This window comes from Streptomyces pallidus (ex Mingjun et al. 2026) (assembly GCF_051550185.1).
In the GTDB taxonomy this organism is placed as follows: domain Bacteria; phylum Actinomycetota; class Actinomycetes; order Streptomycetales; family Streptomycetaceae; genus Streptomyces.
In genome coordinates this window covers 512,093-537,469 of sequence record NZ_CP196182.1, presented here as the reverse complement: position 1 = coordinate 537,469, position 25,377 = coordinate 512,093, and the positions used below count along the sequence as shown (strand labels likewise).

Genomic DNA, 25,377 nt, shown 5'->3' with positions numbered 1-25,377 from the left:
GGCGGTGGCGCACACCAAGCGATCGATGGAGCTCACGATGACGCTGAACAGCTTCGACGAATGGTCCACCCTCAAGGAAGTGGTCGTCGGCTCGGCGGCCAACTACACCTCGCACGAGCGGGAGTTGTCCTTCGACCTCTTCTTCCACGACAACATCGCCGGCGACAACTCCTCCCGTTCCGAGTGGTACTACCCGCGGCTGTCGGTCAGTGGGGCCAAGGCAGGGGACACCGGCCAGGACGGCGCTCGCCGCGGCCGGGTGCCCATCAAGCAGCGTTACGTGGACGAGCTCGTCGAGGACCTCGAAGGCATCGCCGCGGCCCTGACCGACCTCGGGGTCACGGTGCACCGGCCCATGGACCTCGATGCCGGCACCAGCGAGATACGGACGCCCGCCTGGTCCGCCTCCGTCGTCCCCCCGCTGAACATCCGCGACAACACGCTGATCCTGGGCGACGAGATCATCGAGACACCGCCCATGATCCGCTCCCGCTACTTCGAGACCCAGTTCCTCACGCCGGTCTTCCAGCGGTACTTCGCGCAGGGCGCCCGTTGGACGGTGATGCCCCGCCCCCTGATGACGGACGCGTCGTTCGACCTCGACTACGCCCGTGAGAGCACGGTCGGCGGGCCCACGGAACCGATCGGCACGCCGAGCCCGTCGCCCTACGACGTGGGCATCGAGATGATGTTCGACGGCGCCCAGGTCCTGCGGCTCGGCCGCGACCTCGTCGTCAACGTCTCCACCGCGCACCATGCTCTGGCCTGTGACTGGCTGGAACGCCACGTGGGGGGCCGGTTCCGGATCCACCGCGTGCACCGGCTCAGCGACAGCCACATCGACAGCATGGTCCTGGCGCTGCGGCCCGGCATCCTGCTCGTCCGCTCCGAGGCCGTCGCCGACAAGCTGCCCGAGGCGCTGCGGCGCTGGGACCGGATCGTCGCGCCCGCCCCTGAGACCGACAACTTCCCCCGCTACGAGGACGAGGACCTGGTTCTGACCAGCCCGTTCATCGATCTCAACGTGCTGTCCGCCAGCCCCGACACCGTCCTGGTCAACGAAGCCTGCCCGGAGCTGGTGCGGACCCTGGAGAAGCACGGTTTCACGGTCGTCCCGGTCCGGCACCGGCACCGGCGGCTGTTCGGAGGAGGCTTCCACTGCTTCACGCTGGACACCGTGCGCGAAGGCGGCCCGGAGGACTACCTCGGATGACCCGACCGGACGCCGGAGCCGCCCGACTCGCCGGGGTCGGCACGGCTGTCCCCGACACCAGCTACAGCCAGCGCGAGCTGCTCGACCTGCTGGCCGTCACCGATCCCCGTGTCCGCTCGGTCTTCCTCAACAGCGCCATCGAGCGGCGGGGCCTGACGCTCCCCGCCCTCGCCCCGGACGGCTCCCCCGTCGTGGAATCGCAGGGCGAACTGCTGCGCAAGCACACCGGACACGGCGTCGTACTGGGCCGTCGGGCGATCGAGAACTGCCTCGCGGACGCCGGCGCCCGGCCGTCGGACGTGCGCTACCTCTGCTGCGTGACGTCCACGGGCTTCCTGACCCCCGGGTTCTCCGCCCTGCTCATCAAGGAACTGGACCTCGACGTCTCGTGCGCGCGGCTGGACGTCGTGGGCATGGGGTGCAACGCCGGTCTGAACGCCCTGAACGCGGTCGCCGGCTGGGCGCGTTCACACCCCGGCGAACTGGCCCTGCTGGTGTGCGTGGAGGTGTGCTCGGCGGCGTACGTGTTCGACGGCACCATGCGCTCCTCCGTGGTCAACAGCCTCTTCGGCGACGGCGCGGCGGCGGTCGCCGTCACCGCACCCGGTGACGGGGGGCTGGACGCCCACAGGACGCTCGCGCCGGCCCTGCTCCGCTTCTCCAGCCGCATCATCCCCGACGCCGTCGACGCCATGCGCTACGACTGGGACGACCGGCACGGCAAGTTCAGCTTCTGGCTGGACCCGCAGGTCCCGTACGTCGTCGGCGCCCACGCCCCGGGGGCGCTGGAGGGGCTGCTGCACGGTACCGGGCTGCTGGCCTCCGACATCGACCACTGGGTGGTGCACTCCGGGGGCAAGAAGGTCGTGGACTCCGTGCGCGTCAACCTCGGGCTGACCCGGCACGACGTACGGCACACCACCGGCGTGCTGCGCGACCACGGCAACCTGTCGAGCGGCTCCTTCCTCTTCTCCTACCAGCGGCTGGCGTCCGAAGGCGGGGTACGGCGGGGCGACCTCGGCGTGCTGATGACGATGGGGCCCGGATCGACGATCGAGATGGCGCTGGCGCGGTGGTGACCCGCCCCGGGCCCGCACGGCATGACGTGGCACGACGACGAAGGGAACCGCGATGCGGACGCACGACATGCCGCCGCTGCCCGCGGAGGGCGGACCGGCGGAAGGCACGGCCAAGAACGCGAACGACGCTACCTCGGACGGGCTGCGCGTCACACTGCAGCTCGACGCCGGGCAGCCGCTGCCCGAGCTGACCGCCGCCGTCAACGACGCCTGCACCCGGGCCGAGGAACGGGCCGACCGCTCGGTGGTGCTCCTGCGGCTGCCGGACGCCCCCGCCGGGGCCCGGTCCTGGCCGGGCCCGGTGGACATCCAGCAGATCAACCGCTGGGAGCGGGCCGTACGGAGGCTGGAGCGGCTGCCCGCGATGAGCATCGCCGTCGCTTCCGGTGCCTGCGGCGGCCCCGCCCTCGACCTGCTGCTGGTCAGCGACTACCGGATCGGCGCCCCGGACCTGCGGCTCCTCGCGCCGGTCAACGACGGTCACTTCTGGCCCGGGATGGCCGTCTACCGGATCTCCCAGCAGGTCGGGGCGGCCCGGGCCCGGCAGATCGTGCTGTGGGGCGACGACATCGACGCCGACCGGGCCCGCGACCTGGGCCTGATCGACCAGATCACGGACGACACCGAGGAGGCGGCGCACACGGCGACCGTGCTGATGGGCCGGATCTCCGACCGCGAGCTCGCCGTCCGCCGGCAGCTCCTGCTGGAGGCGCAGAGCCTGGAGTTCGACGACGCGCTCGGCGCCCACCTGGCCGCCTGCGACCGGGAACTGCGCCGCCTGGCCACCGCGGAGCCGGGCCACACGGCAGGAGAGCCCGCGTGAGCGACCGGGCGAGCCACCAGGAGGAGGACCTCCGGGCCCGCGCCCCCGGCTTCGGTGGCGACCTCGCCGCCGACGCCGACGCCCTCGCCCGCCACGCCGCCGACACCGAACGGATGCTCGCCCACCTGCCGCCCCGCCCCGCCCGCACCGAAGCCGAGTCGGACCAGGCGGCGCGCCTCCACGAGGGCTGCCGGGCGGCCCGGCACGCCTTCCTCACGCGCCACGCCGAAGCGGTCTACGACGGCCTCACCTCCGGGCGCACGCGCCGGCCCCGGCTCACCGACCTGGCCGCCGAGGCCGCCGTACGCTTCCCCGGTCTCGTGCCGGACGCCGCCCAACTGGCGGCGGAACGGGGCCGCCTCCAGGCCCACAAGGAAGGCCGTGAGATCGACCAGGGCATCTTCTTCGGGGCCCTGCTGCGCTCCCCGACCGCGGGCGCGCACCTCATCGAAAGCATGCTCTGCCCCGCCCCCGGCTCGGCCGCCCGTCTCGCGGAGTTCCGCCGTACGGACCGGCTGGAGCTCGACGCCGTGCTGCTCGAACGCCGGGGCGAGGCGGCCCACGTCACCTTCCGCAACGGGCACTGCCTCAACGCCGAGGACAACCGGCTCATCGCCGACCTGGAAACCGCCGTCGACGTCGTCCTCCTCGACGACCGCGTACGCGTCGGGGTCCTGCGCGGCGGTCCCGTGACCCACCCGCGCCACGCCGGGAAGCGGGTCTTCAGCGCGGGCATCAACCTCAAGGAGCTGCGCTCGGGCGCGATCTCCTTCGTCGAGTTCCTGCTCGCCCGCGAGCTCGGGTACGTCAACAAGATGGCCCGCGGTCTGCTCCGCGACGGTCCAGCCACCGGCGGCACCGCCACGGCGGGAAAGCCCTGGGTGGGTGTCGTCGACTCGTTCGCCATCGGCGGCGGCATGCAGCTCCTGCTCGTCCTCGACCGCGTGATCGCCGAGGAGGGTGCCTTCCTGAGCCTGCCCGCCGCCGACGAGGGCATCGTCCCGGGCCTCGGCAACCTGCGGCTCACCCGGCTCACCGGGGCCCGGACGGCCCGGCAGATCATCCTCTCGGGCCGCCGTATCCACACCGACGACCCGGCGGCCGCCCTGCTGGTCGACGAGGTGCTGCCCGCCGCCGCGCTCGACGGGGCCGCCGAGCGCGCCGTACGCGACCTGGCCGCCCCGGCCGTGGCCGCCAACCGCGCCATGCTGACGCTGGCCGAGGAACCCGTTGACCTCCTGCGCACGTATCTGGCGGAGTTCGCGGTCGTCCAGGCCCGCCGCATCTACAGCCCCGACGTCCTGGCCAAGACCGAGCGCCACTGGGCGCGCTCCGAACGGGCCGCCACATGACGGGCCTCGCCCGCGAGGCCCTGCACGCCTCGCTCCAGGACCCGGTGCTGGAGTCGATCGGCTTCCTCAACGAGATCATGAGCCGGTACCCGGACGCCCTCTCCTTCGCCCCGGGAGCCCCGCACCCGGCCCCCTACGCCGGGCTGGACACCTCCCGTTACCTGGACCGCTTCACCGCCCACGCGGCCGCAGCGGGCCGCACCCCCGACGGGGCGGCCCGGCTGCTCTACGAGTACGGGCCTGCCCGGGGCCTGATCAACGGCATCGTGGCCGAAGCCCTCCGCCGCGACCAGGGCGTCGACGCCGACCCCGACACACTGGTGATCACCGTCGGCGCGCAGGAGGCGATGTTCCTGGCGCTGCGTGCCCTGATCGCCTCCCCCGAAGACCTGCTGGCGGTCTCCGACCCCTGCTTCGTGGGCATCACCAGCGCCGCCAGTCTGCTCGGCGCCGGTGTGGTCCCCGTCCCCGAGGACGCCGGCGGCCTGGACGTCGACGCACTGGCCGAGGCGTGTCGGGCGGCCCGCCGCCGCGGCCGCCGGATCCGGGCGTGTTACGTCGCCCCCGACTACGCCAACCCCAGCGGCACCCGTATGGCGGCCGGGCGGCGCCCGCGGCTGCTGGAGCTGGCCGAGCGGGAGGACTTCCTCGTCCTGGAGGACAACGCGTACGGGTTCACGGCGCTCCCGGGCACCGAACTGCCCGCCCTCAAGGCCCTGGACACCGGACGGCGGGTCGTGCACATCGGCACGTTCGCCAAGGTGTGCTTCCCCGGGGCCCGCGTCGGCTACGTCGTCGCCGACCAGACCGTCCGCGCCGCCGACGGCTCCGCGGTCACGCTCGCGGCGGAACTGGCGCGGCTGAAGACCGCCGTCACGGTCAACACCTCACCGGTGTGCCAGGCGCTGATCGCCGGCATGCTGCTGGAGCACGGCGGCTCGCTCGCCGAACTGAGCCGGACCAGGTCCGTGCTCTACCGCCGCAACCTCGACCGCCTGCTGCGGGCACTGGACCGCGAGAGCGCCGCCGGCCTGCCGGAGGGGGTGGAGTGGAACCGGCCCGGCGGCGGGTTCTTCGTGCGCATGCGGCTGCCGGTGCCGGCGGACACGGACCTCCTGGAGACATCGGCCGCGCAGTACGGCGTCCTGTGGACCCCGATGGCCCCCTTCCATCCGGGCGGCGGAGGCACCCGCACGCTGCGGCTGTCGTGCAGCTACCTGGACCCGGACCAGATCGACGAGGGCGTACGTCGGCTCGTCGCGTTCCTCCGGGCCCACGCCGGGCCGCGGCCGGGCACCGCGGCCGCCGCCGGAGCCCGGTCATGAGCGGCCGGGGCGTTCCGGCCCACCCCACTGCCCGGGACCGGACCTGCCCGTTCGACCCGCCCCCGGAGCTCACGGCGATGCGCGCCCGCGGCCCGGTCAGCCGCCTGCGCTACCCCGACGGCCACATCGGATGGCTGGTCACCGGCCACGAGCCGGCCCGCCGGGTGCTCGCCGACCCCCGGTTCAGCGCGCGCTCGGAACTCAAGCGGGTGCCGGTGGCCCGGCCGGGAACGGACCCGTTCTACGGCAGTCCCGCCCTGCCGGGCTGGCTGGTCGACATGGACGCGCCCCACCACACGCGGCTGCGCAGGCACCTCATGGGCTGGTTCACCGCCCGCAGGACCCGGGCCCTGACGCCCCGGATCGAGCAGATCGTCGACGAGCACCTGGAGGCGATGGCCGACCTCGGCGGCCGGGCCGACCTCGTCGAACGGTTCGCGCTGCCCGTCCCCTCGCTGGTCATCTGCGAGCTGCTGGGTGTGCCCTACTCCGAACGCGCCGGGTTCCAGCGCAGCAGCGCCACCCTTTTCCGGATCGAGGCGACCGCCGCGGAAGCCGCGGCCGCGATGGCCGAACTGGACGCCTTCCTCACCGAGCTGGCCCGGCACCGGCGCCGTGCGCCGGGCGACGACCTGCTGAGCACGCTCGTCACCGGGGGCGAGCTGTCCACCGCCGAGGTCGCCGGCGCGGGCGCCCTGCTGCTGTCGGCTGGACACGAGACGACGGCCGGCTCCCTGGGGCTCGGCACCTTCGCGCTGCTGTGTCACCCCGACCAGCTGGCCCGCCTGACGGCCGACCCGTCCCTGGCCGGGAACGCCGTGGAGGAGTTGCTGCGCTACCTGACCATCTTCCACTTCGGGGTGCCCCGGTCCCCGTTGGAGGACGTCACGCTGGAGGGGCACACCCTGCGCGCGGGGCAGTCCGTGACGGTCTCGCTCTCCGCGGCGAACCGTGATCCCGCACGGTTCGCGGATCCCGACCGCCTCGACATCACCCGCTCCGCCGCAGGTCATCTCGCCTTCGGCCACGGGGCGCACCAGTGCATCGGGCAGCACCTCGCCCGCACGGAGATGCGGATCGGGTTCCCCGCGCTCTTCGCGCGCTTCCCCGGCCTGAAGCTGGCCGTGCCGCCGTCCGAGGTGCCGCTGGGGGAGGACATGGGCTTCTACGGGGTCCACCGGCTGCCCGTGGCCTGGTGAGACGAGCCCCGCGGCGCGGTGGGGTGCGGGGTGGGCGGCCACCGGGCGGCCCTCACCTCAGCCGTGCCAGGACTTCCACAGCTGCGCGTACGCACCGCCCCGGCCCACCAGTTCGTCGTGGGTCCCGCTCTCGGTGATCCGGCCGTCCTCCAGCACCACCACCCGGTCCGCGTCGTGGGCGGTGTGCAGCCGGTGCGCGATGGAGACGACCGTACCGCTGAGCAGCCCGGCCAGGGCCCGTTCCACCGTGCGCGCGGTGTGCGGGTCGAGCAGCGCGGTCGCCTCGTCGAAGACCACGACCGGCGGGTCGAGCAGCACCAGTCGGGCCAACGCCAGCTGCTGGGCCCGGGCCGGGGACAGCTCTGCCGCGCCGGAGCCGACCTCGTGGTCCAGGCCCAGCGCCGACGCCCACTCCCAGGCGGCCACGGCCCGCAGGGCGCGTTCCAGGTCCGCGGGCTGTGCGTCGGGGCGGGCGATGAGCAGGTTGTCGGCCAGGGTGCCGCGGAACACGTGGTATTCCTGCGTGACCAGGATGACGCCGCGGCGCAGCGCTGCCGGTGACAGCTCGGTCAGGGGCACCCCGCCCAGGGCGACGCTGCCGCGGCCGGGGGTGTCGATCCCGGCGAGGAGCCGGCCGAGGGTGGACTTGCCGGCCCCGGAAGGGCCGACGACCGCCAGCCGTTCACCGGGGCGCACGCACAGGTCGACGCCGCGCAGGCTCTCCTGCTGCTCCCGGTAGGCGAAGTGCACCCCCCGTACGTCGATCGCGCCGTCCCGGGGAGCGGGGCGCGGCGTCGTGTCCTGGGCGCTCCTGGCGGAGGTGTCCTCGGCGGCCGCGTCGCGGACGCCGAGGATGCGGGCCATGGACGCGCCGCCGACCTGGAGTTCGTCCATCCAGTACAGCAGGGTGTCCACGGGCCCGATCACCAGCTGGACGTACAGGGTGGCGGCGGTGACGGCGGCCAGGCCGACCAGCCCTTCGATGTACATCAGCCCGCCGATGACCAGTGTGGCGGCCACCGGCAGGATGTATCCGGTGTCCGCGATCGGGAGGTAGATGCTGCGCAGGTTCAGGGTGTGCAGTTCGGCCTCGTAGGAGGCGGCGATGTCCGTGTCCGTCCGTCCGCGCCGCCGCCCCTGGAGCCCGAGTGCCTCCACCGTGCGGGCGCCCGCCACGGTCTCGCCGAGGTGGTCGGTCAGCCGGGCGTACGAGGAGTTCGACCGCAGGTAGCCGGCTCGGGCCCGCCTCAGGTACCAGCGGGTGGACAGCCACAGGACCGGTACGGCCACCAGGCAGGGCAGCACCAGCAGCGGGTCGGTCAGGCAGACGGCCCCGAGGGTCAGGACGATGGTGGTGCCCGCGACCAGGGTGTCGGGGACGGCTCGTTGGACGGTGAAGGCGAGGACGTCGATGTCCCGGGTGGTCCGGGTGACCAGCTCCCCGGTCCCGGCCCGCTCCACGGTGTGGGTGGGCAGGGACAGCACCCGGTCGACGAACTCCTCGCGGAGCTCGGCGAGTACGGTCTCGCCGAGGCGCAGGGAGGCCAGCCGCGCGAAACGGGTCAGGACCGCCTGGAGGACCACCGCGGCGCAGATCGCGAGGGCCACCGGGGTGACCGCGATCGTGCCGCGTGCCGCGTCCTCGACGATCCGGCCGAGCAGCTGGGGCGCGGCCAGCGCGGCGAGGCACGCCAGCGCGTGCAGTGCCAGTGAACGGGCCAGCGCGCCCCGGTGCTTGAGCATGGTGCGCCGGGCCTGGGCCCGGACCTCCCCGGGGGAGGCGACGGGCAGCCGTTCGGCGGACGGGGCGGCGGTGGCGGTCATGCCGGGACCTCCCGGGTGACGACGGCACGGTAGTCGGGGTCGGCGAGCAGACCCTGGTGGTGCCCTTCGGCGACGGCCTTGCCGTCCTTGACGAACACCACGCGGTCGGCGTGGTCGAGGACGATGGGGCTGGTGGTGAAGACGACGGTGGTCCGGCCCGCGCGGTACGGGCCGAGGCGCCGGGCGACCCGGCCCTCGGTGTGGGCGTCGAGGGCGTTCGTCGGGTCGACGAGGACGAGTAGCTGCGGATCGGCCAGCAGGGCGCGGGCCAGGCGCAGCCGCTGCTGCTGCCCGCCGGAGAACTCGCGTCCGCCGGCGATCTCGTGCGCCAGCCCGTCGGGCAGGGCGTCGACGACGTCCCGGGCGGAGGCCGCGTCCAGGGCTCGCAGAACGGCGTCTTCGGGCCTGCTGTCGCGGGGATCGAGCTCCGTGCCGAGCCGTCCCGCGAACAGGGTGGCGTCGTTGTCGGTCAGGAGCACGTGGCGGCGCAGGTCGTCGGTCCGGTGGGCGGCCAGGGGCGTGTCGCCGCGCCGGACGGCCGAGTCGGTGTACCGGCAGAGCCGGTCCGCCAGGGTCCGGGCGTCTCCGTCCGATCCGCACACCACGGCGAGCAGTCGGCCGGGCGGAACGGTCAGGCCGGAGTCGGGGTCGTGCAGCGGGAGGTCGTCCGCTGCGTCCGGCAGCGGCTGGGTGCCCGAGGGCAGTTCCCGCTCCAGGCCCAGGAAGTCCAGGACCCGACCCGCCGCGACGGTGGCCCGGGTCAGCTGGTCGAGCATGGTGGTGACCTGCCCCAGCTGGTCGGTGAGGAAGACGGCGTATCCGTAGAAGGCGACCAGCAGGCCCGGTTCGAGGCGGCCGGTGCTGACCTGGTACGCGCCGAGCCAGACGATGGCGACCAGCAGGGCCCCGGGCAGCAGCACGCGCAGGAAGGCGATGTCGGCGACCGTGGCCGCCACGCGCATGCCCTCTGCGCGCACGGCCTGGGAGCCGTCTCGGTAGCGGCGGCCGTAGACCTTCTCGCCGCCGAAGCCGCGCAGGACGCGCAGCCCGTCGATGATGTCGACCGACAGGTCGGTGAGCGCGCCCTGCTCGTCGCGCAGCCGCTGCTGGCGGCCGTGCAGCACGCGCAGCAACCGGGCCACGGTGGCGGCGATCAGCGGAACGCCGATCAGCACCAGCAGTCCCAGCTGCCAGGAGGTGACCAGCATGAACACGGACGCGAAGAGGATGGAGACGACCGCCCCGCTGCCCCGTGCCGTGCCCTCCAGGGCGGTGCCGAGGTGGCCGACGTCCATGGCGCCTACGCTGACGACCGAACCGGTGGAAGCCCGCCGGGGCAGTTCCGCACCGAGTGCGGTGGCCTGGCGGACGACCAGCTGGGTGGTCCCGTACACGGCGCCGAACCGGTTGGTGGTCGACGCCCGGTCGCGCAGCATCCCCACGACCGCCTGGAAGACGCCGAGGGACAGCACCGCACCGCCCCACCACAGCAGCGCGCCCCGGTCCCGCTGGAGCAGCCCCCGGTCGATGCCGAGGCCGATGGCCACCGGCACCAGTGCCTGTGCCAGGGTGCACAGCACGCCGAACACCGTGGCCAGGGCGAGGCTGGCCCGCTGGCGGGTGGCCAACCAGACCAGGTAGCGGACGGGGGAGGCGGTGGCGGGAGGCCCGGGATCGGCTGCCGGGAAGCGACTCCGGCTCATGGCTTGGTGCCGATGGTCAGACCGTGCTCGTAGGGGTAGCCGGTGAGCGTCCGCGCGTCGCCGAAGCCGGCCCGGCGCATCCATTCCTCGTAGTCGCGGGCCGGGTAGGCCATTCCCTGGCCGCTGGCGAGCACGTTGAGGTAGAGGGAGAGGCGCGCGGAGTACCATCCGCGGGTCTCGTCGTCGGAGGCGTTGTAGCCGTAGACGAACACCCTTCCGCCGGAGGGAAGGACGGAGTGTGCCTTCGCCAGCAGCTCCGTGATCTGCTCGCCGGAGAATATCTCCAGCACGTGGCTGAAGAGCACGGCGTCCGCACCGGCCGGGAAGGGATCCGTGAAGAGGTCGCCGGGGTGCAGCCGGATGCGGTCGCCGGCCTGGGCGCCCGCCGCCAGCCGCGCGACCGACGGGATGTCGAAGACGGTCGAGCGGAGGCTCGGGTACCGCGCGGTCAGCCGTGCGCTGGTGGTTCCGTCGCCGCCGCCGACGTCGAGGAGGTGCCGTACGGTCGCGAACTCCTCGGACTCGACCAGCGCATCAAGGCTCTTGAGGGTGAAGGCGCTCATGCTGCGGTGGAAGACCGCCTCCAGCTGCGGGTCGTGCGCCAGACGGCGGTAGAGCGTCGTTCCCTCGCCCGGGTAGTCGTCCAGCGCGGTGTTGGTGCCGGCTGCGAGGGCCTCGCTCATCCGGGAGAAGGCGGGGTAGTAGATCTCCCTCCAGCCGGTGAGGATGTGGCGCCAGCTGTCGGGGCCGTCGGGTGCGAGCAGTTCCGTGGCCGCCCGTGCGTTGTGGTAGGTGCCGTCGGCGTGCCGTTCCAGCAGGCCGGTGGTGCACACGGCGTGCAGGAGGACCCGCAGGGAGTGGGCCGGTACGCCGGTGGACGCGCACAGCTCCTCGAAGGAGGCGCCGGGGTGTTGGGCGAGATGGCCGAAGACGTCCCATTCCATGGCGGTGACGACGGCGTTGAAGAGGGCCGGGGCGTTCACGAGGAAGTGGAAGCGCTCGGCGACGGGGTCGGCGGCCGGGGCGGTCACCGAGTCGGTGAAAGGGCCGCCGTCGGGCTGGGCGGGTACGGACGGCTGGTGGGAGTGGCCGGAGTGGGTCGTGTGAACGGGCTGCCCGGGGTCGGCAGACGAATTCAATGTCGCACCTCTCGTCAACAGATCGGCGCGGGCCGCTCACCGGCACCGCGGCCGGCTCCAAGATCACGATCGCGCAGATCGCATGCTGGCACAGGCCCCAGGGGCCTGCAAGGACGATCGTCGCGATCCGGCCGTTGACGGCCACCCGGTGCGGGCGGCTGTCCCGCACCGGCGCCGGCCAGGTGCTCGGCACCTGGCCGGGCCGCCGCCGGGCGCAGGGGAACGGTGCGCCGCCCGTTCCGAAACCCAGCCGTCGTGCCGCAGGCGCGACTCAGGCAGGAAGCGCGCTCACGCCCCGGTCAGCGGGATACGGACGCCGCGGGGCGGGGGTGTCGTTCCGGGGGCCCGCCAGCGCCGCGTCCACCGCTGCCCCGGCATGCAGTCGTGCGGTGGGAAAGAGCGGGACGGGACTGTCCTCGGGGCCGATGAGGAGCTCGATCTCGGTGCAGCCCAGGATGATGCCTTCCGCGCCGGCGGCAACGAGGTCGTCGATGACCTTCCGGTAACCGGTGCGAGATTCGTCCCGCACGATACCGAGGCAGAGCTCCTCGTAGATCACTTGGTGGACGAGTGCGCGCCCGTGGGCATCCGGGACGCGGACCTGGAGCCCGGCCGCTGCCAGTCGGTCTCGATAGAAGTCCTGCTCCATGGTGAACGCCGTGCCCAGCAGTCCGACCCTCCGCAGGCCCGACGCCCGTACGGCGTCTGCGGTGGCATCGGCCAGGTGCAGCAGCGGGACGGACACCGCCGCCCCCACGACGTCGGCGACCTTGTGCATGGTGTTGGTGCAGATGAGCACCAGGTCAGCGCCGGCCGCCTCCAGAGACCGGGCAGCCGCGGCCAGGACCTCGCCGGCCTCCGCCCAACGCCCCTGGACCTGCAACTGCTCGATCTCCGCGAAATCCACCGACCAGATCACGCACCGGGCTGAATGGAGCCCCCCGAGCCGGTCGCGCGTGAACTCGTTCACCAACCGGTAGTACTCCGCTGTCGACTCCCAACTCATCCCGCCGATCAGTCCGATCGTCTTCACGCGCCCACTCCTCACATTCGCTGCCGGCGTCCTGCTGGCCACCGGACATCCTTCCATAAGCGAAATAAGCAAAGAGTTCGAGTTTCATAAGACTCGCTTTGAGGCACGCGTCTGGTGGGTGAGCTCCGCAGGGCTGTGCTGCCCGCTCCGCTCGCCGAGGTCGATGCCGGTGTTGCGGGTGGCCGGGCCGGAGCAGGCAGCCCTGGAATTGCCGCCGACACCGTGGGAGGCGGTCGTGTGCGATGCCGGCGCGCTGCTCCCCGCGCGGCGGGGAGCAGCGCGCCGGCGGGGTCAGGCAGGTACGGCCGGCCGCGTCAGCGCGTGGTGATCTTCTGGAGTGCCGAGCCCTGGTAGCGGGCGCCGGCGTTCCAGAGGATGAAGGAGTTCATTTTGTTCGCTGCCGCGGCCTTGATCTGTTCGGCCACCTCGGCCGGCCCGTAGGTGCTGCCCATCGAGAAGTCCTGCAGCCACGGGACGATTTCGGTCTGCGTGCCCTTCGCCTGGCGGGCGAAGTCGGCGAGCGAACGCTGCACGATCGCGTACGGGGCGGTGTCCGGCTGTGCGACGCCGTACTCCCCCGGCCCCCAGTGGGACGGGTAGACCATCGGTGCGATGTAGTCGGTGACCTTGACCAGGGAACCGATGTCCTGGGCGATCTCGGTGGGGCGGGTCGCGGCGATGCCGAAGACCGAGACGCCGAGGTACTTGGCGTGGGGGCGCAGCGCCGTCCGGGTGTCCGCGACGAACGAGGTGACGGACTGCTCGGGCGTGGCGGTGCCGATGCCCGGGAAGCGCATGTCCGTCAGCGGGCCGTCCGGTCGGCGCACGTAGTCGTAGAGGATGTCGTCGAAGCCGAGCCGGGCTGCTTCGACGGCGAGGTCCTGGTTGTACTTGCGGACCGTGGGGTTGGCGAAGTTCGTGAAGGACAGGGCTCCGTAGTGCCCGCCGTCGTACGGTTCTCCGTCCGGGGTGAGCACGAGCTGGTCCTGCTTGTCGGACTTCCAGGAGGCCGAGGCGAGCTTGGGGTCGCGGAAGGCCACGATGCGGCCGATGGCCTGGGCGCCGGCGGCGTGGATCTCGGCGATCGCCTTGCGGGCGTCGTAGTAGCCCTTGGCCGCGCCGATCTGGCGGGCCAGCGGCACCTGGGAGGCGTACCCGACCTCGCCGTCCTCGTCCTTCACGTCCAGTTCGACGGCGTTGAGCTTGCCGCTGCGGACCAGGGCGAGGATGTCGCCGCGCAGCTTGGCGTCGCCCCAGCCGATGGCCGTGATGTGCGCGGCCCGGATCATGGGGCGGCGCCCTCGGGCGGACACGTCCTTGGTGGTGGTGTTTCCGGCGCGGTCCACCGCGGTGATCGTCACGAGCGGGGTGCCCTTCGGCACGGTGACCTTGAAGGCCCCGGCCTTGTCGACAGGAACGTTTTTGCCGTTGACGCTCACCCGGGCGTCGGTGGAGGCGTTGCCGGCGATGGTCACGGGGGCGGCGTTCTTGACCTGGGGGTCGGCCACCTTCAGCTCGGGGGCGGTGGCGTCGACGGTGAAGCCCACGACCTTGCGGTACGAGGCGAAGGGGAGGCTGCCGCTGCCGGCCACCACCAGGTTGTGCCGGCCTTCCTTGAGGCGCGGAAGGACGAGTTTCAGGCGGGCGCCGTCGGCTCTGACGGGGACCGCCGCGCCGTCCAGGCTGACGCGCAGCTCGTTCCTGCCGCCGGCCTCGTCGGCGGGGAGGTAGGCGCTGACCCGGGCGGCCGCGCGCCCGTCGAGGACCACGCCGTCGCTGACGCCCTGGATGTCCGGACCCGGCGTGAGGAACGTCCAGACTCCGACGCCCGCTCCGGCCAGCGCGACCGCTCCGGTCGTCGCCATGAGGGCGCGCCGACGGCCCGGGCGCCGGGAACGGAGAGGGGAACTGGAGTGCGACTTGCGTGTGGGGAACATCTTGGGGTCCTTCGCGCCGTGGGCATGGGCCGGATGTGCCTCCATTCATTGCCGCTCCGCGTGCCGGCCGCCTTGCCGCGTGCTCGTATTTCATACGAACGGACTCGACCGGTTCCGGCGCGGCGGCTACGCCATGCAGGGGACAGTGCGATATGCGGGCGCCCGCCGCAGGTAGTCATGGCGCGACACATCGCCTTGGAGGGGCTTCTGATGCGCCACCCGCTCGTCCCGCTCGGCGCCCTGGCCGGCGCCGCCGCCCTGCTCGTCACCGGCTGTTCCACGGGGCCGTCACCGGCCGCGGGGAGAGGCCGCGCGGCCGCGTCATCGGCGGCGGCCGGCCCCGTCACCGCGAAGGGCCCGGCCGACGTCGGCGCCAACGAACTCGGCCAGGTGCCGGTGCTGATGTACCACCAGCTCACCGAGAAGCCGGCCAGCGTCTACGACCGCACCCCGGCCGACTTCCGGGCCGAGTTGGAGCGCCTCGCCCGGGAGGACTACGTGCCCGTGACGGCACGGGACTTCCAGACGGGCCGCATCGACATCCCGGCAGGCACGCACCCGGTGGTCCTGACGTTCGACGACTCGACCAACAGCCAGGTGCGCCTCGGCCCGGACGGCGGCCCGGCGAAGGACACCGCCATCGCCATTCTGGCGGAGACCGCGAAGAAGCACCCCGCCTTCAAGCCGGTGGCGACCTTCTTCGTCAACGCGGACGCCTTCTCGGCCACGGGCTCCGCCAAGGCCCTGACCTGGCTGAAGCAGCACGGGCACGAGGTCGCCAACCACACCGGCGGCCACGAGAACCTGCGCTCCCTGGACGAGGCGGACGCCGCGAGGGCGATCTCGGCCGGCCAGGAGGCGATCGAGAAGGCCGCGCCCGGGACGCGGGTCACTTCGCTCGCCCTGCCCTTCGGCGCCATGCCCGAGCCGGCCGGGCTCGCCACGCACGGAGCGGGCTACCGGTACGACGGGGTGTACCTCGTGGGCGCCAACCCGTCGGTCTCGCCGTTCGCGAAGGCCTTCACCCCCGGCGCGATCCCCCGCATCCGCTCGGCGGGGCCCGATGACGAGGACGCCGAGTTCGGTTCGTCGCGCTGGCTGGACAAACTCGCCACCGAGAAGAGCCGGTACGTCTCGGACGGGGACCCGAACACCGTCGCCTTCCCGAGCGCCTTGCAGCACGAGCTGTCGCCGGCCTTCACGAAGCGGGCCCGGCCGTACTGACCCGTGTCGGCATCGCCAGCGGCGACCCCCCGCCGAGCTCACTGGCCGGCCGGACCGGACGAGCGTCACGGGCGGTTCCGGGGACCGTCCGCCGGGTACGGCTTCGCGGGGGCCACCGCCTCGTTGTACGCCTTCCAGATCAGCGGCGGGAGGGCACTGCCCCGCTCGGAATCCGGGCCGCCCACACCCTGCATGGGCAGCAGTTGCGGGACGTCGGGCTTCGTGCGGAACATCGCGACCGAAGTGCTCAGGTCCGGGGTCGCGCCGATGAACCAGGCCGAGTTCATGCGGTCGTTCGGACCGGTCTTGCCCGCCCAGGACGGGGCCGTCGGCTGGTCCTTCAGCGGTCCGACGGCACTCCCGCTGACCTGGCGGAGCGCCGCGCCGACGATCGACGCCGCCTCGGAGCTCATCGCCCGCCGCGGTTTGGGTCGGCCCAGGCCGTCCACCGCGACGCCGTTCCGCTCGACCTTGGACACCGAGTAGGGTTCCGTGGCCCGGCCCTGGTTGACGAAGGTCGTATAGGCGCTGGCCAGCCGGACGGCGCTGGGGGTGGAGGTACCGATGGAGAAGGTCGGTTCCAGCTTGGCCATGCTGTCCTCGCGCAGTCCCGACGCGACCGCGACCTCTCGGACCTTCGTCAGCCCGACCTTCTTGCCGATCTCCACGAACGGCGTGTGGTCGGAGGCCACCAGGGCCGAGTGGAGGTTCATCGATGCCATGGGCGCCGATATCGGCGCGGGTTTCAGGGGGCCCCGGTCAGTGCCCTCGGCGGAGCGTCCGCTGCCTTCGAGGTCCTTCTCCAGGGCGGCGGCGTACACGAAGGGTTTGAACGCCGAGGCAGCGGGGACGCCCGAGGTGTCCGCGTTGTTGGTGAAGTGTTCGATCGCGTCGGTTCCGCCGTGGACCGCGACGATCGCCCCGTCCTTGGGGCGTATCGAGGCGGCGCCGACCTGCACGTGTTCGTCGTCCGGGCGCTTCGTCGGGTCCAGTCGTTCCGCACGTACCTGCTCGACGGCCTTGGTCAGCGCGAGCACCTTGTCCTTCTCGAAGGTGGTGTGAACGGTGTAGCCGCCGCCGGCGAGATCCTTGCCCGTGATGCCGCGGCTCTTGAGGTACTTGTTGGCGATGTCGACGAGGTAGCCGATCTGCCCGGCCTGGCTGGTCGGTTTGACGGGAAGCTTCGGCTCGGGGAATTCCGTGTACTTCGCACGTTCCTCGGCGCTCATCGAACCGGTGTCGACCTGGCGGTCCAGGATCCAGCTCCAGCGGTCCTCGGCGCGTTCGTGGTTCTCGGGGCTGAGGGACGGGTCGAAGCTCTCCGCGCCCTTGAGGACGGCGGCCAGCAGGGCGCCCTGACTGGGGTTCAGGTCCTTGGCCGGGATGCCGTAGTACGCGTACGAGGCCGCCTGGATGCCGTACGCGTCGCGGCCGAACCAGGAGGTGTTGAGGTACCCCTCCAGTATCTCCGCCTTGGGCCGCTGGTTGCTGACCTTCAGGGAGAGGAAGAGTTCCTTGATCTTCCGCTGGACGGTCTGGTCCTGGCTCAGATAGGTGTTCTTCACGTACTGCTGGGTGATCGTCGAGCCGCCCTGGGTCTCCTCGCCCTTGACGATGTTGACGGCGGCGCGGCCGATGCCCGTCACGGAAACGCCCGCGTCCCGGTAGAAATCCGCGTTCTCCGCCGCGATGACGGCGTGCTGGACGAACTCGGGTACCTCGGAGAGCTTCACGTCCTGCCGGTTCACGTCGCCGACGCTCACCATCCGGCTGCCGTCCGCCCAGTAGTAGACGGTGGCCTGCCGGCGCGCGGAGTCGTGGGGGTCCGGGATCTCGACCTGCGTGTAGACGGCGACGAAGAGGCCGGTGAGTGCGCCGGCGCAGAGCAGGAACAAGCCGGAGGTCAGTTTCCAGGAGGGCGTCCAGCGCCGCCAGCCCCGCCGGCCGCGCCTGGGGAAGTCGACGAGGCGGCGACGGGCCTTGCGGGAGGCTCTCCTGTGGCTCTTGGCTCGGCCGGCACGGCGCCGGGTGCGCTTCGAACCTTCCGCCTGCTCCTGGCTTCCGATGTCGTCCGGGCAACCGGTGCGATCCGCGCGGCGTTTGCGGGGCAGCCTCATGGGGATGCGAACCTCCTCGCTCACGAGCCGTCACCTCGGAGGGGGGCGGTGACGGACTCGGCGAAGAAGATGATCAGTTCGCGTACCGGGTTGGGCCTCTCATGAAATCTTCATGTGCGGCACGGGCCTCACGTGAGCGTTTGCTTCTCGGTGATGGCCGGGCCAGGGGTCGGAGCCGTCGGCCCGGCGTCCCGGGCCGACGGGCCGCTGGACCGTCGGGCCGCTGGGCCGCTGGGCCGCTGGGCCACCTGCCTGACGTCGTGGCCCTGTCAGTTCGGTCGGGGGGCCGTGTTCCCGCACACTCGGTGCTCGTGGGCCGAGGCGGCCGGGTCCCGGTCCGCATCGCGACGAGGAGCACCGCGTGGACCTGCATCTCACGGACAAGGTGGCGGTGGTCACCGGAGCGAGCAAGGGCATCGGCCTGGCGATCACCCGGGCGCTGGCCGACGAGGGCGCCCGGGTGGTCGCCGCCGCGCGTACGGTGGACGGCCCGCTGGCCGACCTGGCGGCCGGCGGGCGGGTCCGGCCCGTCGCGGTCGACCTGACCACCCCGGACGGACCGGCGCGCACGGTACGGGAAGCGGTCGAGGCGTTCGGCGGGCTCGACGTCCTCGTCAACAACGTCGGCGCCGTCAGCCCGCGGCTGGGCGGCTTCCTGTCGGTCACCGACGAGGACTGGAGCTGGGGCCTGACCATCAACTTCCTCACGGCCGTCCGTACCGCTCGGGCCGCCCTGCCGCACCTCGTCGAACGCGGGACGGCGTCCATCGTCAACGTCAGCTCGGTCAACGCCTTCCTGCCCGACCCCGGGGTGATCGACTACTGCGCGGCGAAGGCGGCGCTCACCAACTTCTCGAAGGCGCTGTCCAAGGAGTTCGGGCCGCGCGGTGTACGGGTCAACACCGTCAGCCCCGGCCCGGTCGAGACGGACCTCTGGCTCGGGGACCGGGGCGTGGCCGCCACGCTCGCGACCGGGTCGGGGAACACCCCGGACGACGTCGTCGCGAGGACCGCCGCCCGGCTCGTCACCGGGCGCTTCACGCGCGCCGAGGAGGTAGCCGACCTCGTCGTGCTGCTGGCCTCCGACCGGGCGGGCAACACCACGGGGTCCGACCACACCATCGACGGGGGCCTGATCACGACGCTCTGATCCCGTACCGCCCCGCGGCCGATGCGGCCACGGGGGCGGTGCGCGTTGCTTGCCGCTTCGATCAGATGGTCCTGAACTTCCAGGTGCCGAGCGTGGTCCAGCCCTGCCAGGAGCCGGCGTCGGGGTTGTAGGTGTGGTTCAGCACGCCGTCCGTACCCGTGCCGAACGGCTCGATCGCGCTGGGCTGCGGCGGCACGGCCGTCCTGCCCGGCGGCGGCACCCCCGGCCGCCGCCGGCCTCACCGCCACCGGTCAGTCCGGCGGAGGCCAGGGACCGGCGAGCAGTCGTTCGGCCTCCCTGGTGATCGCCTGCTCGTGCGTCCCGCGCCGGGTCTCCACCGAGTCGTTGTACGCAGCGACCTTGTCGACCAGGGGCCGAAGCGACGGTGGCCGGGCCAGTGCGCCCCAGCCCTCGTACGTGATCACGTCAGCGCCGGTCCCGGGGGCCGGACTCCCGTTCACGATCAGCCGGAGCCACCAGCGTACGAGCTCCCAGCGCGCTGCCTCCCAGGGGAGATCGGTGTCGTCTACGGGAAGGGTCCCGGGTAGGCCGAGTTCGGCCAGTACCTGGTCGAAGAGCGCATGGGCGCTCTCCTGCCCGCTGCGTGGCAGGCCCGCGAGCAGCGGAAGCGACTCCGTCTCGACGTCGAGGACCAGTGCGGTGAGCCCTGCCTCGATCAGTTGGTGCGGGTGGTGCTGTCGGCCGATCAGGCGCTCCAGCGCGAGCATCCGCAGGTACTCGACGGCCTCTGGCTGCTGACGGCGTAGGGGCTGTGCGGGGTGGGAGGGGTGACGTCGGTGCCGGGACCACCGTGGACGCAGTACGACCAGAAGTCGACGGTCGCGCGGGCCGGGAGGCTGCTGGCGCTGCCCGTGAACTCGTGCCGTACGTAGCCAGCGAGGTCGTGCCCGTAGATGATGACGTCGGTCTGATGGACGGACAGCACGGGGTGGCCGTATTCGCCTGCGGTGCCGGGCAGGTAACGGTGGCCGTATACGGGGACCAGCTGCGGTACGGTCGCCAGCTCGGACCGTGCGATCCGCAGCGCGTCGGTTCTCCGTCCGGGCCTCGGACTCCAGGAGGGTGCCGGAAGCCCTGGTGCTCGACGTCGAAGAGCACACCCTCGACCGGTTGGGAGAGCCGCCCGGCCAGGTCCTCGGGGTCGCCGTTGCGCCAGTCGGGCCAGCATCGTGACCCGTGCGGGAGCCCGGCGGCGAGGAAGACCCTGTGGTCCGCCGAAAAACTGAAGCAGAACCGTGCCTCGATCGCGTCGAGTTCGCGCTCGCTGAGGCCCGGACCGATCTCGGCCGGGAGCATGCGCTGGAACACGGGACGACCCCGCACCCGCGGTGGCTTTACCGCAGCGACGACCGCACGGCAGTCCCGCCCCGAGGGCCGGCGACGCTGCTCCTTCCGCCCGGTGTGGTGACCGAAGGCCAGCGAGCTGATTGGAGGGTTGGGTCCGGCGCTGGACGACCGCCCGGGAACGGGGCGATCGGGTGAAGTCGGCATGTTTCCACCATGTGCTGATCGACCAGGTGTTTCCGGTCTGTACATTCCCCACGATCGGCACCTGCGTTCGCCAGGCGCCTGACGGCAAGGACCCCTCGGGAAAACAGGAGTGACCGGCGATGACCACGCACGGGTTGAAGCGGCGCATGTCCGTCCTCGCAACCGTACTGGGGCTCGGCATCACAGTGCCGTTCGCCCTCGCCTCGCCCGCTCATGCCCAACAGGTCCTGAGCATCGACAAGAGCCACGGAGGGAACTTCGCGCGAGGAGGGCAAGGCCTCTACCACATCACGCTGAACGCCATCGGGGAGGGCGGCGCCAGCGCGGTGCAGGTCACGGACAACCTTCCGCCCGGTCTCACCGTCGCGAACCTCGCAGGCAACCTCGCGTCCCGCTGCCAGGTCACCAACAGCGGTAGAACGGTCCTGTGTGGCGACTTCAGCTTCGCGGCCATCACTCTCACACTCGACGTGACCGTCAACATCGCCAACGACACGCCGTGCTCCGTGGTCAACACCGTCACGGCCACGGCCACGAACGGTGACCCCGCCTCGGACAGCGACCCAACGACGATCACCGGTGGCGACTGCAACAGCGGCGGATCTCTCCTGCCGATCAACCTCAACGGCATCTTCACCGTGTTCAACAACATCAACACCAACAACAACATCAACAGTCCGCACGCCAGCAACACCAACAACCAGACCTTCGGGCTGAACACACCCTGACGGGGTACCTCGGGCCGTTTCGTGATCATGTCACCGGTCTGCGACAGGGGTGTCCTGGGACGAAGACGTCGGGAGCCCCTCGGCCCACGTCCCCCTCATAGTGATCGAGTAAGCGCCGAGAGCCGAAACCGCTTCGGCCTCGTCCACCGACCACCAAGGGGCCCTTCCATGTCCGGCAACCGCCGCAAGGCTTTTCTCGTCTCCGCAGCCCTCATCGGCGGCGCCATGCTGATGACGGCGTGCCAGAACTCGGACGGCGCCACGGACACCGGCGCCGCGCCCGGCTCTTCCTCCGCCGCTCCGGCCGGCAAGACGGGCAGCCCGGCCGGCTCGTCGACGGCGGACGCCGGCCAGGGCGGCAACGGCAAGGGCTCCGCCGCACCGGGCAAGGGAACGGCGGAAGGGGCCGGCTCCGGCAACGGCAACGGCAAGGCGGTCGGGCAGACCTGCGGCGCCAACGACATCGCCTGGAGCACCAAGTCCGAGAGCCAGGCCGGCGGATACATCCTCATCACCGCGAAGGCGAAGCCCGGGATCACCTGCTATCTGCCCGCCGCGCTGCCGACCGTGGCGTTCGGTTCCGACGGCACCGCTGCGGGCCCCGCGGAGCAGTCCGCCGGCCAGCAGATCAAGCTGAGCGGGAGCACCGCCGCCTACGCCGGGGTGAACCCGAAGACCACCAAGGAGAACGGCGGCAAGGAACTGGACAGCATCATCGTCGCCATCGGCAACAACGACCCCAACCCGGTCTCCCTGCCGGTCGGCACCATCACGGTCGACCGCCCGATCGTCACCAACTGGCACACCTCCCCGAAGGACGCCGTCCCCGTCAAGTGAACGGCCCCTACGCGGCGTGCAGGCAGGCCGGGTCTCGTGGCAGCAGGACGACCGGGGGCTGCGCTGGCAGCCGACGCCCGACGGCATCGCTTCCGGTACCGGGCGGCGCAACAGGGACTGAGTGTCGAGCCGGTGCCGGCTCGACCTGTCTCGTCCCTTGCGAGATGCGCAGGTCAGTGTGGTTCTTGCGCTCCGACCAGGTACCGAAGGGACCGAACTGCGCAACTGCCTTCAAGCTCTGCCCAAGGGAGTGGCGTTCGGCTTCGCCAAGCCGGGCCCGGGCGTCAGGTTTCCGCGGGGTGCAGGGGGATCTCGGCCCACACCTGCTTGCCGCCGCTCAGCGGTACCGAGCCCCAGGCCATCGCCGTCGCCTCGACGATGAGCAGCCCGCGGCCGCCGGTCGACTCCCAGCTCACCGACACCGGTTTGACGGGGCTGCGCGGCGACGCGTCGTTCACGGCGACCCGCAGCCGGTCCGCCGACAGGGTCAGGTCCATCCCCACCTCGCCCTGGGTGTGCGCGATGGCGTTGGTGACGAGCTCGGACACGACCAGAAGTACCGCGTCGAGTTCCTCCACCACGCCCCAGGACCGCAGGGTGCGCGTGGTGAAGCGGCGCGCGTGCATGACCGCCTTGGGCAGTCGCCACACCGTCCAGTGGCTCCGCTTCGGCCGACCCGCGGTGCCGTCGTAGCGCAGCAGGAGCAGCGCCACGTCGTCGTCGCGCCGCCCCATACCGACGACCAGTTCGTCGGCCACGGCTCCCGCACCCACCGGGTCGGCGCCGGCGAGCACGTCGCACACCCTCCGCATGCCCTCCTCCAGGGGCAGCCTGGCGGACTCGACGAGACCGTCCGTCAGGAGGACGAGCAGGGTTCCGGGGGCCAGCCCCGTCTCGGTCATGGGGAACTCGGCGTCCGCGAGCACGCCCAGCGGTGGCCCGCCCTCGACCGCCATCTCCTCGGCGACGCCGTCGGGATGGCGCACCAGCGGTGGCAGGTGGCCGGCCCGTACGACCCTGGCGATGCCCTCCTCCATGTCGAGGTCCACGTACGCGCAGGTGGCGAAGAGGTCGGTCTCCATGCCGACGAGCAGACGGTTGGCCCGCGCGACCACCACGTCCGGCGGGTGGCCCTCCACCGCGTAGGCCCTGACGGCCGTACGCATCTGGCCCATGATCGTGGCGGCTGCCGCGCTGTGCCCCTGGACGTCGCCGATGACGAACGCCACGTGGCCGTCACGGAGCGGGATGACGTCGTACCAGTCGCCGCCGACCTCCAGTCCCGCCGTCGCGGGCAGGTAGCGGGCGACGGCGACCCCGCCCGGCAGGTCCGGGAGCGTGCGGGGCAGCAGACTGCGCTGGAGCATGGTGGCGAGTTCGTGGCCCGCGTCCAGTGCGTGGGCGCGTACCAGCGCCTGGCCCGCCAGCCCCGCGATCACGGTCAGCAGCGACCGCTCCTCCGGTCCGAACCGGTGCTCCGCGTCCCACCCCACCAGGCACACCCCGACCATCCGGCCTTCGGCGGGCAGGGGCAGCACCGCAAGACCACCGGGCCCGACACCCTGCAGTCCGGGCTCCAGGTCCGCACCCGGCGGCCACAGGCTCATGTGCCCCGCGCGCACCGCGCCCTGCAGGGTGGAGAGGTCGCCGAGCGACACGTCGGGCCACTCGGACCGCCATTGCGAGCGCCAGACCTCGGGCCAGGCGTCGGGTTCCGGCGGGTCGAGGGCGGTGACGATGAGACGCTCGGGTTCCATTTCACCGACCGCGACCCGGGATGCGCCGAGCGGCTCACGGAGGGCGGCGACCACGAGTCGGCTGACCTCTCGGATGGTGGCCGCTCCCGCCAACGTGGCCGACAGCCGCTGCACGAGGGAGACCTCGTCGGCGCTGGGACGCAGGTAGGTGGCATCGGCCACCACGCCCAGGACGCGCTGCGGTTTGCCGTCGGCGTCCACCTCCACGCGGCAGCGCAGCCCCAGCCAGCGCAGCTCGCCGTTGGGGCGGCGGATGCGGAACGCGAGCTGCTGTCCGGAGGCGGCCAGCCGGTCCGGCTCCACGATCGCCATCAGCGCGGGCATGTCATCGGGGACGGCGCAGGCGAGCAGGGTCTCCACCCGCCCGTCGAACTGGTCGGCGGGCAGACCGAGCAGCTCCAGCACGTGCGCGTGGGCCTCCATGCGGCCGGTGCCCAGTTCGAGGATGAACGCGCCGCCGTGGTGGGGCACCAGCGACTGGCCCACGTGCGCCTGAGGGGCTTTGCGGCCGGTATGGCGTGCGGCGACCGCCTCCAGGCCGGCCGCCACCTGGTCGGCGTACAGCTCCAGGAGGCTGCGGTCGTCAGGGCTGAAGCCGTCCCCGACCGCACCGGCCACGACCAGGCACCCGAGCTCCTGGTCGCCGTGCCCCAGGGGCAGCGCGCCCAGGGAGATCCTGGCCGGCGACTGGGGCTCGCCCTCCCGGTTCCGGGTGGGGACGAAGTGGGGGTCCTCCTCGATGAACATCGCGAGTTCCTTGGGGTTCAGCCACAGCGGGCGGCCCGAGCGGAAGGCGTTGGCGGCGGGCGAGTGGCCGGCCACGGCGAGGACCGCGGGCAGCCCGTAGAGGACGCGGTAGTTTCCGGTCAGCTCGGCCAGGTGCAGTTCCCTGTCCTGCTCGGCGACCACGTAGACGGCGGCAAGCTCAGCCCCGCAGAACGCAAAGCGATGACTGGTCACTGTCTGTGTCGCCTCCTCCTCGCGAGGACGTCCCGCCGGCCGCCCTCACTCCATGCTGTCCCGCCCGGGACCGTTCGGGCGACTCGGCACGCGGGGCCGGAACCGGAGCCGCCCCACGTCGCGGGGACCGGAGGGGGACGGGGCGGGTACGGTCCGGGCGAACGGGCTCTCGCCTGCGCATTCGCCCTCCGGCGGCACTTCGCGGGCGCTTCGGGGGCGCTTCGGGGACACTTCCGGGGCCTGCGGGCGCACTTCAGCCCTCGTCCGCTGCCCCCGTTCGTCGGCGTGCGGCAGCCACCGCGGCGTACGGGGCCTCGCGCAGTGACCGTAGCCCCAGGACGCCCGCCCCGGCTCTCCAGCCACGCCGGAACCGGCAGCGGCGGACGGATCACCACCCGCTCGGCGTCCGTGGTCGGTGCAGGTGAAACACGGGACCGGAGGCGCGTCGTGGAGCGCCTCCCGTAC

Annotated in this window: 19 protein-coding genes and 1 pseudogene; 10 read left to right on the top strand and 10 right to left on the bottom strand. The window is 72.2% G+C overall.

Features of this window, described 5'->3' with window-relative positions:
- Positions 1-37 precede the first annotated feature (37 nt).
- The 6 genes from ACSHWO_RS37170 to ACSHWO_RS37145 all read left to right on the top strand — a co-directional run bounded on the left by ACSHWO_RS37170 (position 38) and on the right by ACSHWO_RS37145 (position 6,991).
- Positions 38-1,213 (top strand): glycine amidinotransferase, encoded by a 1,176-nt coding sequence (locus ACSHWO_RS37170; protein WP_438319683.1) that lies wholly within the window; start codon positions 38-40, stop codon positions 1,211-1,213.
- The gene (gene dpgA, locus ACSHWO_RS37165; protein ID WP_438319682.1) at positions 1,210-2,292 is read left to right on the top strand and encodes a 3,5-dihydroxyphenylacetyl-CoA synthase DpgA; all 1,083 of its coding nucleotides are present in this window, start codon (positions 1,210-1,212) and stop codon (positions 2,290-2,292) included. The genes ACSHWO_RS37170 and dpgA overlap by 4 nt, the downstream gene beginning before the upstream one ends.
- Positions 2,293-2,344: 52 nt before the next feature.
- Positions 2,345-3,115, top strand: a complete 771-nt coding sequence (gene dpgB / locus ACSHWO_RS37160; protein ID WP_361096280.1) for an enoyl-CoA-hydratase DpgB — start codon at positions 2,345-2,347, stop codon at positions 3,113-3,115.
- A gap of 125 nt (positions 3,116-3,240) precedes the next feature.
- Entirely contained in the window at positions 3,241-4,467 is a 1,227-nt protein-coding gene (dpgC, locus tag ACSHWO_RS37155) for a (3,5-dihydroxyphenyl)acetyl-CoA 1,2-dioxygenase DpgC (RefSeq protein WP_438319838.1), read from the top strand.
- A complete protein-coding gene (locus ACSHWO_RS37150; RefSeq protein ID WP_438319681.1) occupies positions 4,464-5,792 on the top strand; it encodes a PLP-dependent aminotransferase family protein in 1,329 nt (442 codons plus the stop codon). Before dpgC ends, ACSHWO_RS37150 begins: the two co-directional genes overlap by 4 nt.
- The gene (locus ACSHWO_RS37145) at positions 5,789-6,991 is read left to right on the top strand and encodes a cytochrome P450 (protein ID WP_361096289.1); all 1,203 of its coding nucleotides are present in this window, start codon (positions 5,789-5,791) and stop codon (positions 6,989-6,991) included. The genes ACSHWO_RS37150 and ACSHWO_RS37145 overlap by 4 nt, the downstream gene beginning before the upstream one ends.
- Positions 6,992-7,048: 57 nt before the next feature.
- Here ACSHWO_RS37145 and ACSHWO_RS37140 read toward each other — a convergent pair whose 3' ends face one another.
- The 5 genes from ACSHWO_RS37140 to ACSHWO_RS37120 all read right to left on the bottom strand — a co-directional run bounded on the left by ACSHWO_RS37140 (position 7,049) and on the right by ACSHWO_RS37120 (position 14,555).
- A complete protein-coding gene (locus tag ACSHWO_RS37140) occupies positions 7,049-8,815 on the bottom strand; it encodes an ABC transporter ATP-binding protein (protein ID WP_438319680.1) in 1,767 nt (588 codons plus the stop codon).
- Positions 8,812-10,518 carry an ABC transporter transmembrane domain-containing protein gene (locus tag ACSHWO_RS37135; protein WP_438319679.1) on the bottom strand — a complete coding sequence of 569 codons (1,707 nt, stop codon included), beginning with the start codon at positions 10,516-10,518 and terminating at the stop codon, positions 8,812-8,814. The genes ACSHWO_RS37140 and ACSHWO_RS37135 overlap by 4 nt, the downstream gene beginning before the upstream one ends.
- Positions 10,515-11,657 carry a methyltransferase gene (locus ACSHWO_RS37130; RefSeq protein ID WP_438319678.1) on the bottom strand — a complete coding sequence of 381 codons (1,143 nt, stop codon included), beginning with the start codon at positions 11,655-11,657 and terminating at the stop codon, positions 10,515-10,517. The genes ACSHWO_RS37135 and ACSHWO_RS37130 overlap by 4 nt, the downstream gene beginning before the upstream one ends.
- 271 nt (positions 11,658-11,928) lie before the next feature.
- On the bottom strand, positions 11,929-12,690 hold the full coding sequence (locus ACSHWO_RS37125; RefSeq protein WP_438319677.1) for an aspartate/glutamate racemase family protein: 762 nt from the start codon (positions 12,688-12,690) through the stop codon (positions 11,929-11,931).
- A 314-nt stretch (positions 12,691-13,004) separates the two neighbouring features.
- Complete coding sequence (locus ACSHWO_RS37120) at positions 13,005-14,555, bottom strand: putative glycoside hydrolase (protein WP_438319676.1); 1,551 nt, start codon at positions 14,553-14,555, stop codon at positions 13,005-13,007.
- 282 nt (positions 14,556-14,837) lie between these two features.
- On the opposite strand from ACSHWO_RS37120, the gene ACSHWO_RS37115 reads away from it, so the two are divergent.
- Positions 14,838-15,851, top strand: a complete 1,014-nt coding sequence (locus ACSHWO_RS37115) for a polysaccharide deacetylase family protein (RefSeq protein ID WP_438319675.1) — start codon at positions 14,838-14,840, stop codon at positions 15,849-15,851.
- 65 nt (positions 15,852-15,916) lie between these two features.
- Here the strand turns inward: ACSHWO_RS37115 and ACSHWO_RS37110 are convergent, their stop codons facing one another.
- The gene (locus ACSHWO_RS37110; protein ID WP_438319837.1) at positions 15,917-17,968 is read right to left on the bottom strand and encodes a transglycosylase domain-containing protein; all 2,052 of its coding nucleotides are present in this window, start codon (positions 17,966-17,968) and stop codon (positions 15,917-15,919) included.
- A 361-nt stretch (positions 17,969-18,329) separates the two neighbouring features.
- Between ACSHWO_RS37110 and ACSHWO_RS37105 the strand changes: the two genes are divergently transcribed.
- Positions 18,330-19,118 (top strand): SDR family NAD(P)-dependent oxidoreductase, encoded by a 789-nt coding sequence (locus ACSHWO_RS37105; protein ID WP_438319674.1) that lies wholly within the window; start codon positions 18,330-18,332, stop codon positions 19,116-19,118.
- 61 nt (positions 19,119-19,179) lie between these two features.
- Here the strand turns inward: ACSHWO_RS37105 and ACSHWO_RS37100 are convergent, their stop codons facing one another.
- The 3 genes from ACSHWO_RS37100 to ACSHWO_RS37090 are packed head-to-tail and all read right to left on the bottom strand — an operon-like array spanning position 19,180 to position 20,064.
- The gene (locus tag ACSHWO_RS37100) at positions 19,180-19,314 is read right to left on the bottom strand and encodes a hypothetical protein (RefSeq protein ID WP_438319673.1); all 135 of its coding nucleotides are present in this window, start codon (positions 19,312-19,314) and stop codon (positions 19,180-19,182) included.
- 55 nt (positions 19,315-19,369) lie between these two features.
- The gene (locus tag ACSHWO_RS37095; RefSeq protein WP_438319672.1) at positions 19,370-19,846 is read right to left on the bottom strand and encodes a hypothetical protein; all 477 of its coding nucleotides are present in this window, start codon (positions 19,844-19,846) and stop codon (positions 19,370-19,372) included.
- Entirely contained in the window at positions 19,825-20,064 is a 240-nt protein-coding gene (locus tag ACSHWO_RS37090) for a hypothetical protein (RefSeq protein WP_438319671.1), read from the bottom strand. The genes ACSHWO_RS37095 and ACSHWO_RS37090 overlap by 22 nt, the downstream gene beginning before the upstream one ends.
- A 685-nt stretch (positions 20,065-20,749) precedes the next feature.
- Between ACSHWO_RS37090 and ACSHWO_RS37085 the strand changes: the two genes are divergently transcribed.
- Together ACSHWO_RS37085 and ACSHWO_RS37080 are read left to right on the top strand one after the other, a co-directional pair.
- Positions 20,750-21,358: a hypothetical protein gene (locus ACSHWO_RS37085; protein ID WP_438319670.1), complete on the top strand. Its 609-nt coding sequence runs from the start codon at positions 20,750-20,752 to the stop codon at positions 21,356-21,358.
- 168 nt (positions 21,359-21,526) lie between these two features.
- Entirely contained in the window at positions 21,527-22,195 is a 669-nt protein-coding gene (locus ACSHWO_RS37080) for a DUF4232 domain-containing protein (protein ID WP_438319669.1), read from the top strand.
- Positions 22,196-22,479: 284 nt separating this feature from the next.
- On the opposite strand, the pseudogene ACSHWO_RS37075 reads toward ACSHWO_RS37080, so the two are convergent.
- Positions 22,480-24,936 (bottom strand): annotated as a pseudogene (locus tag ACSHWO_RS37075) (SpoIIE family protein phosphatase); the annotation flags it as partial.
- Positions 24,937-25,377 lie beyond the last annotated feature (441 nt).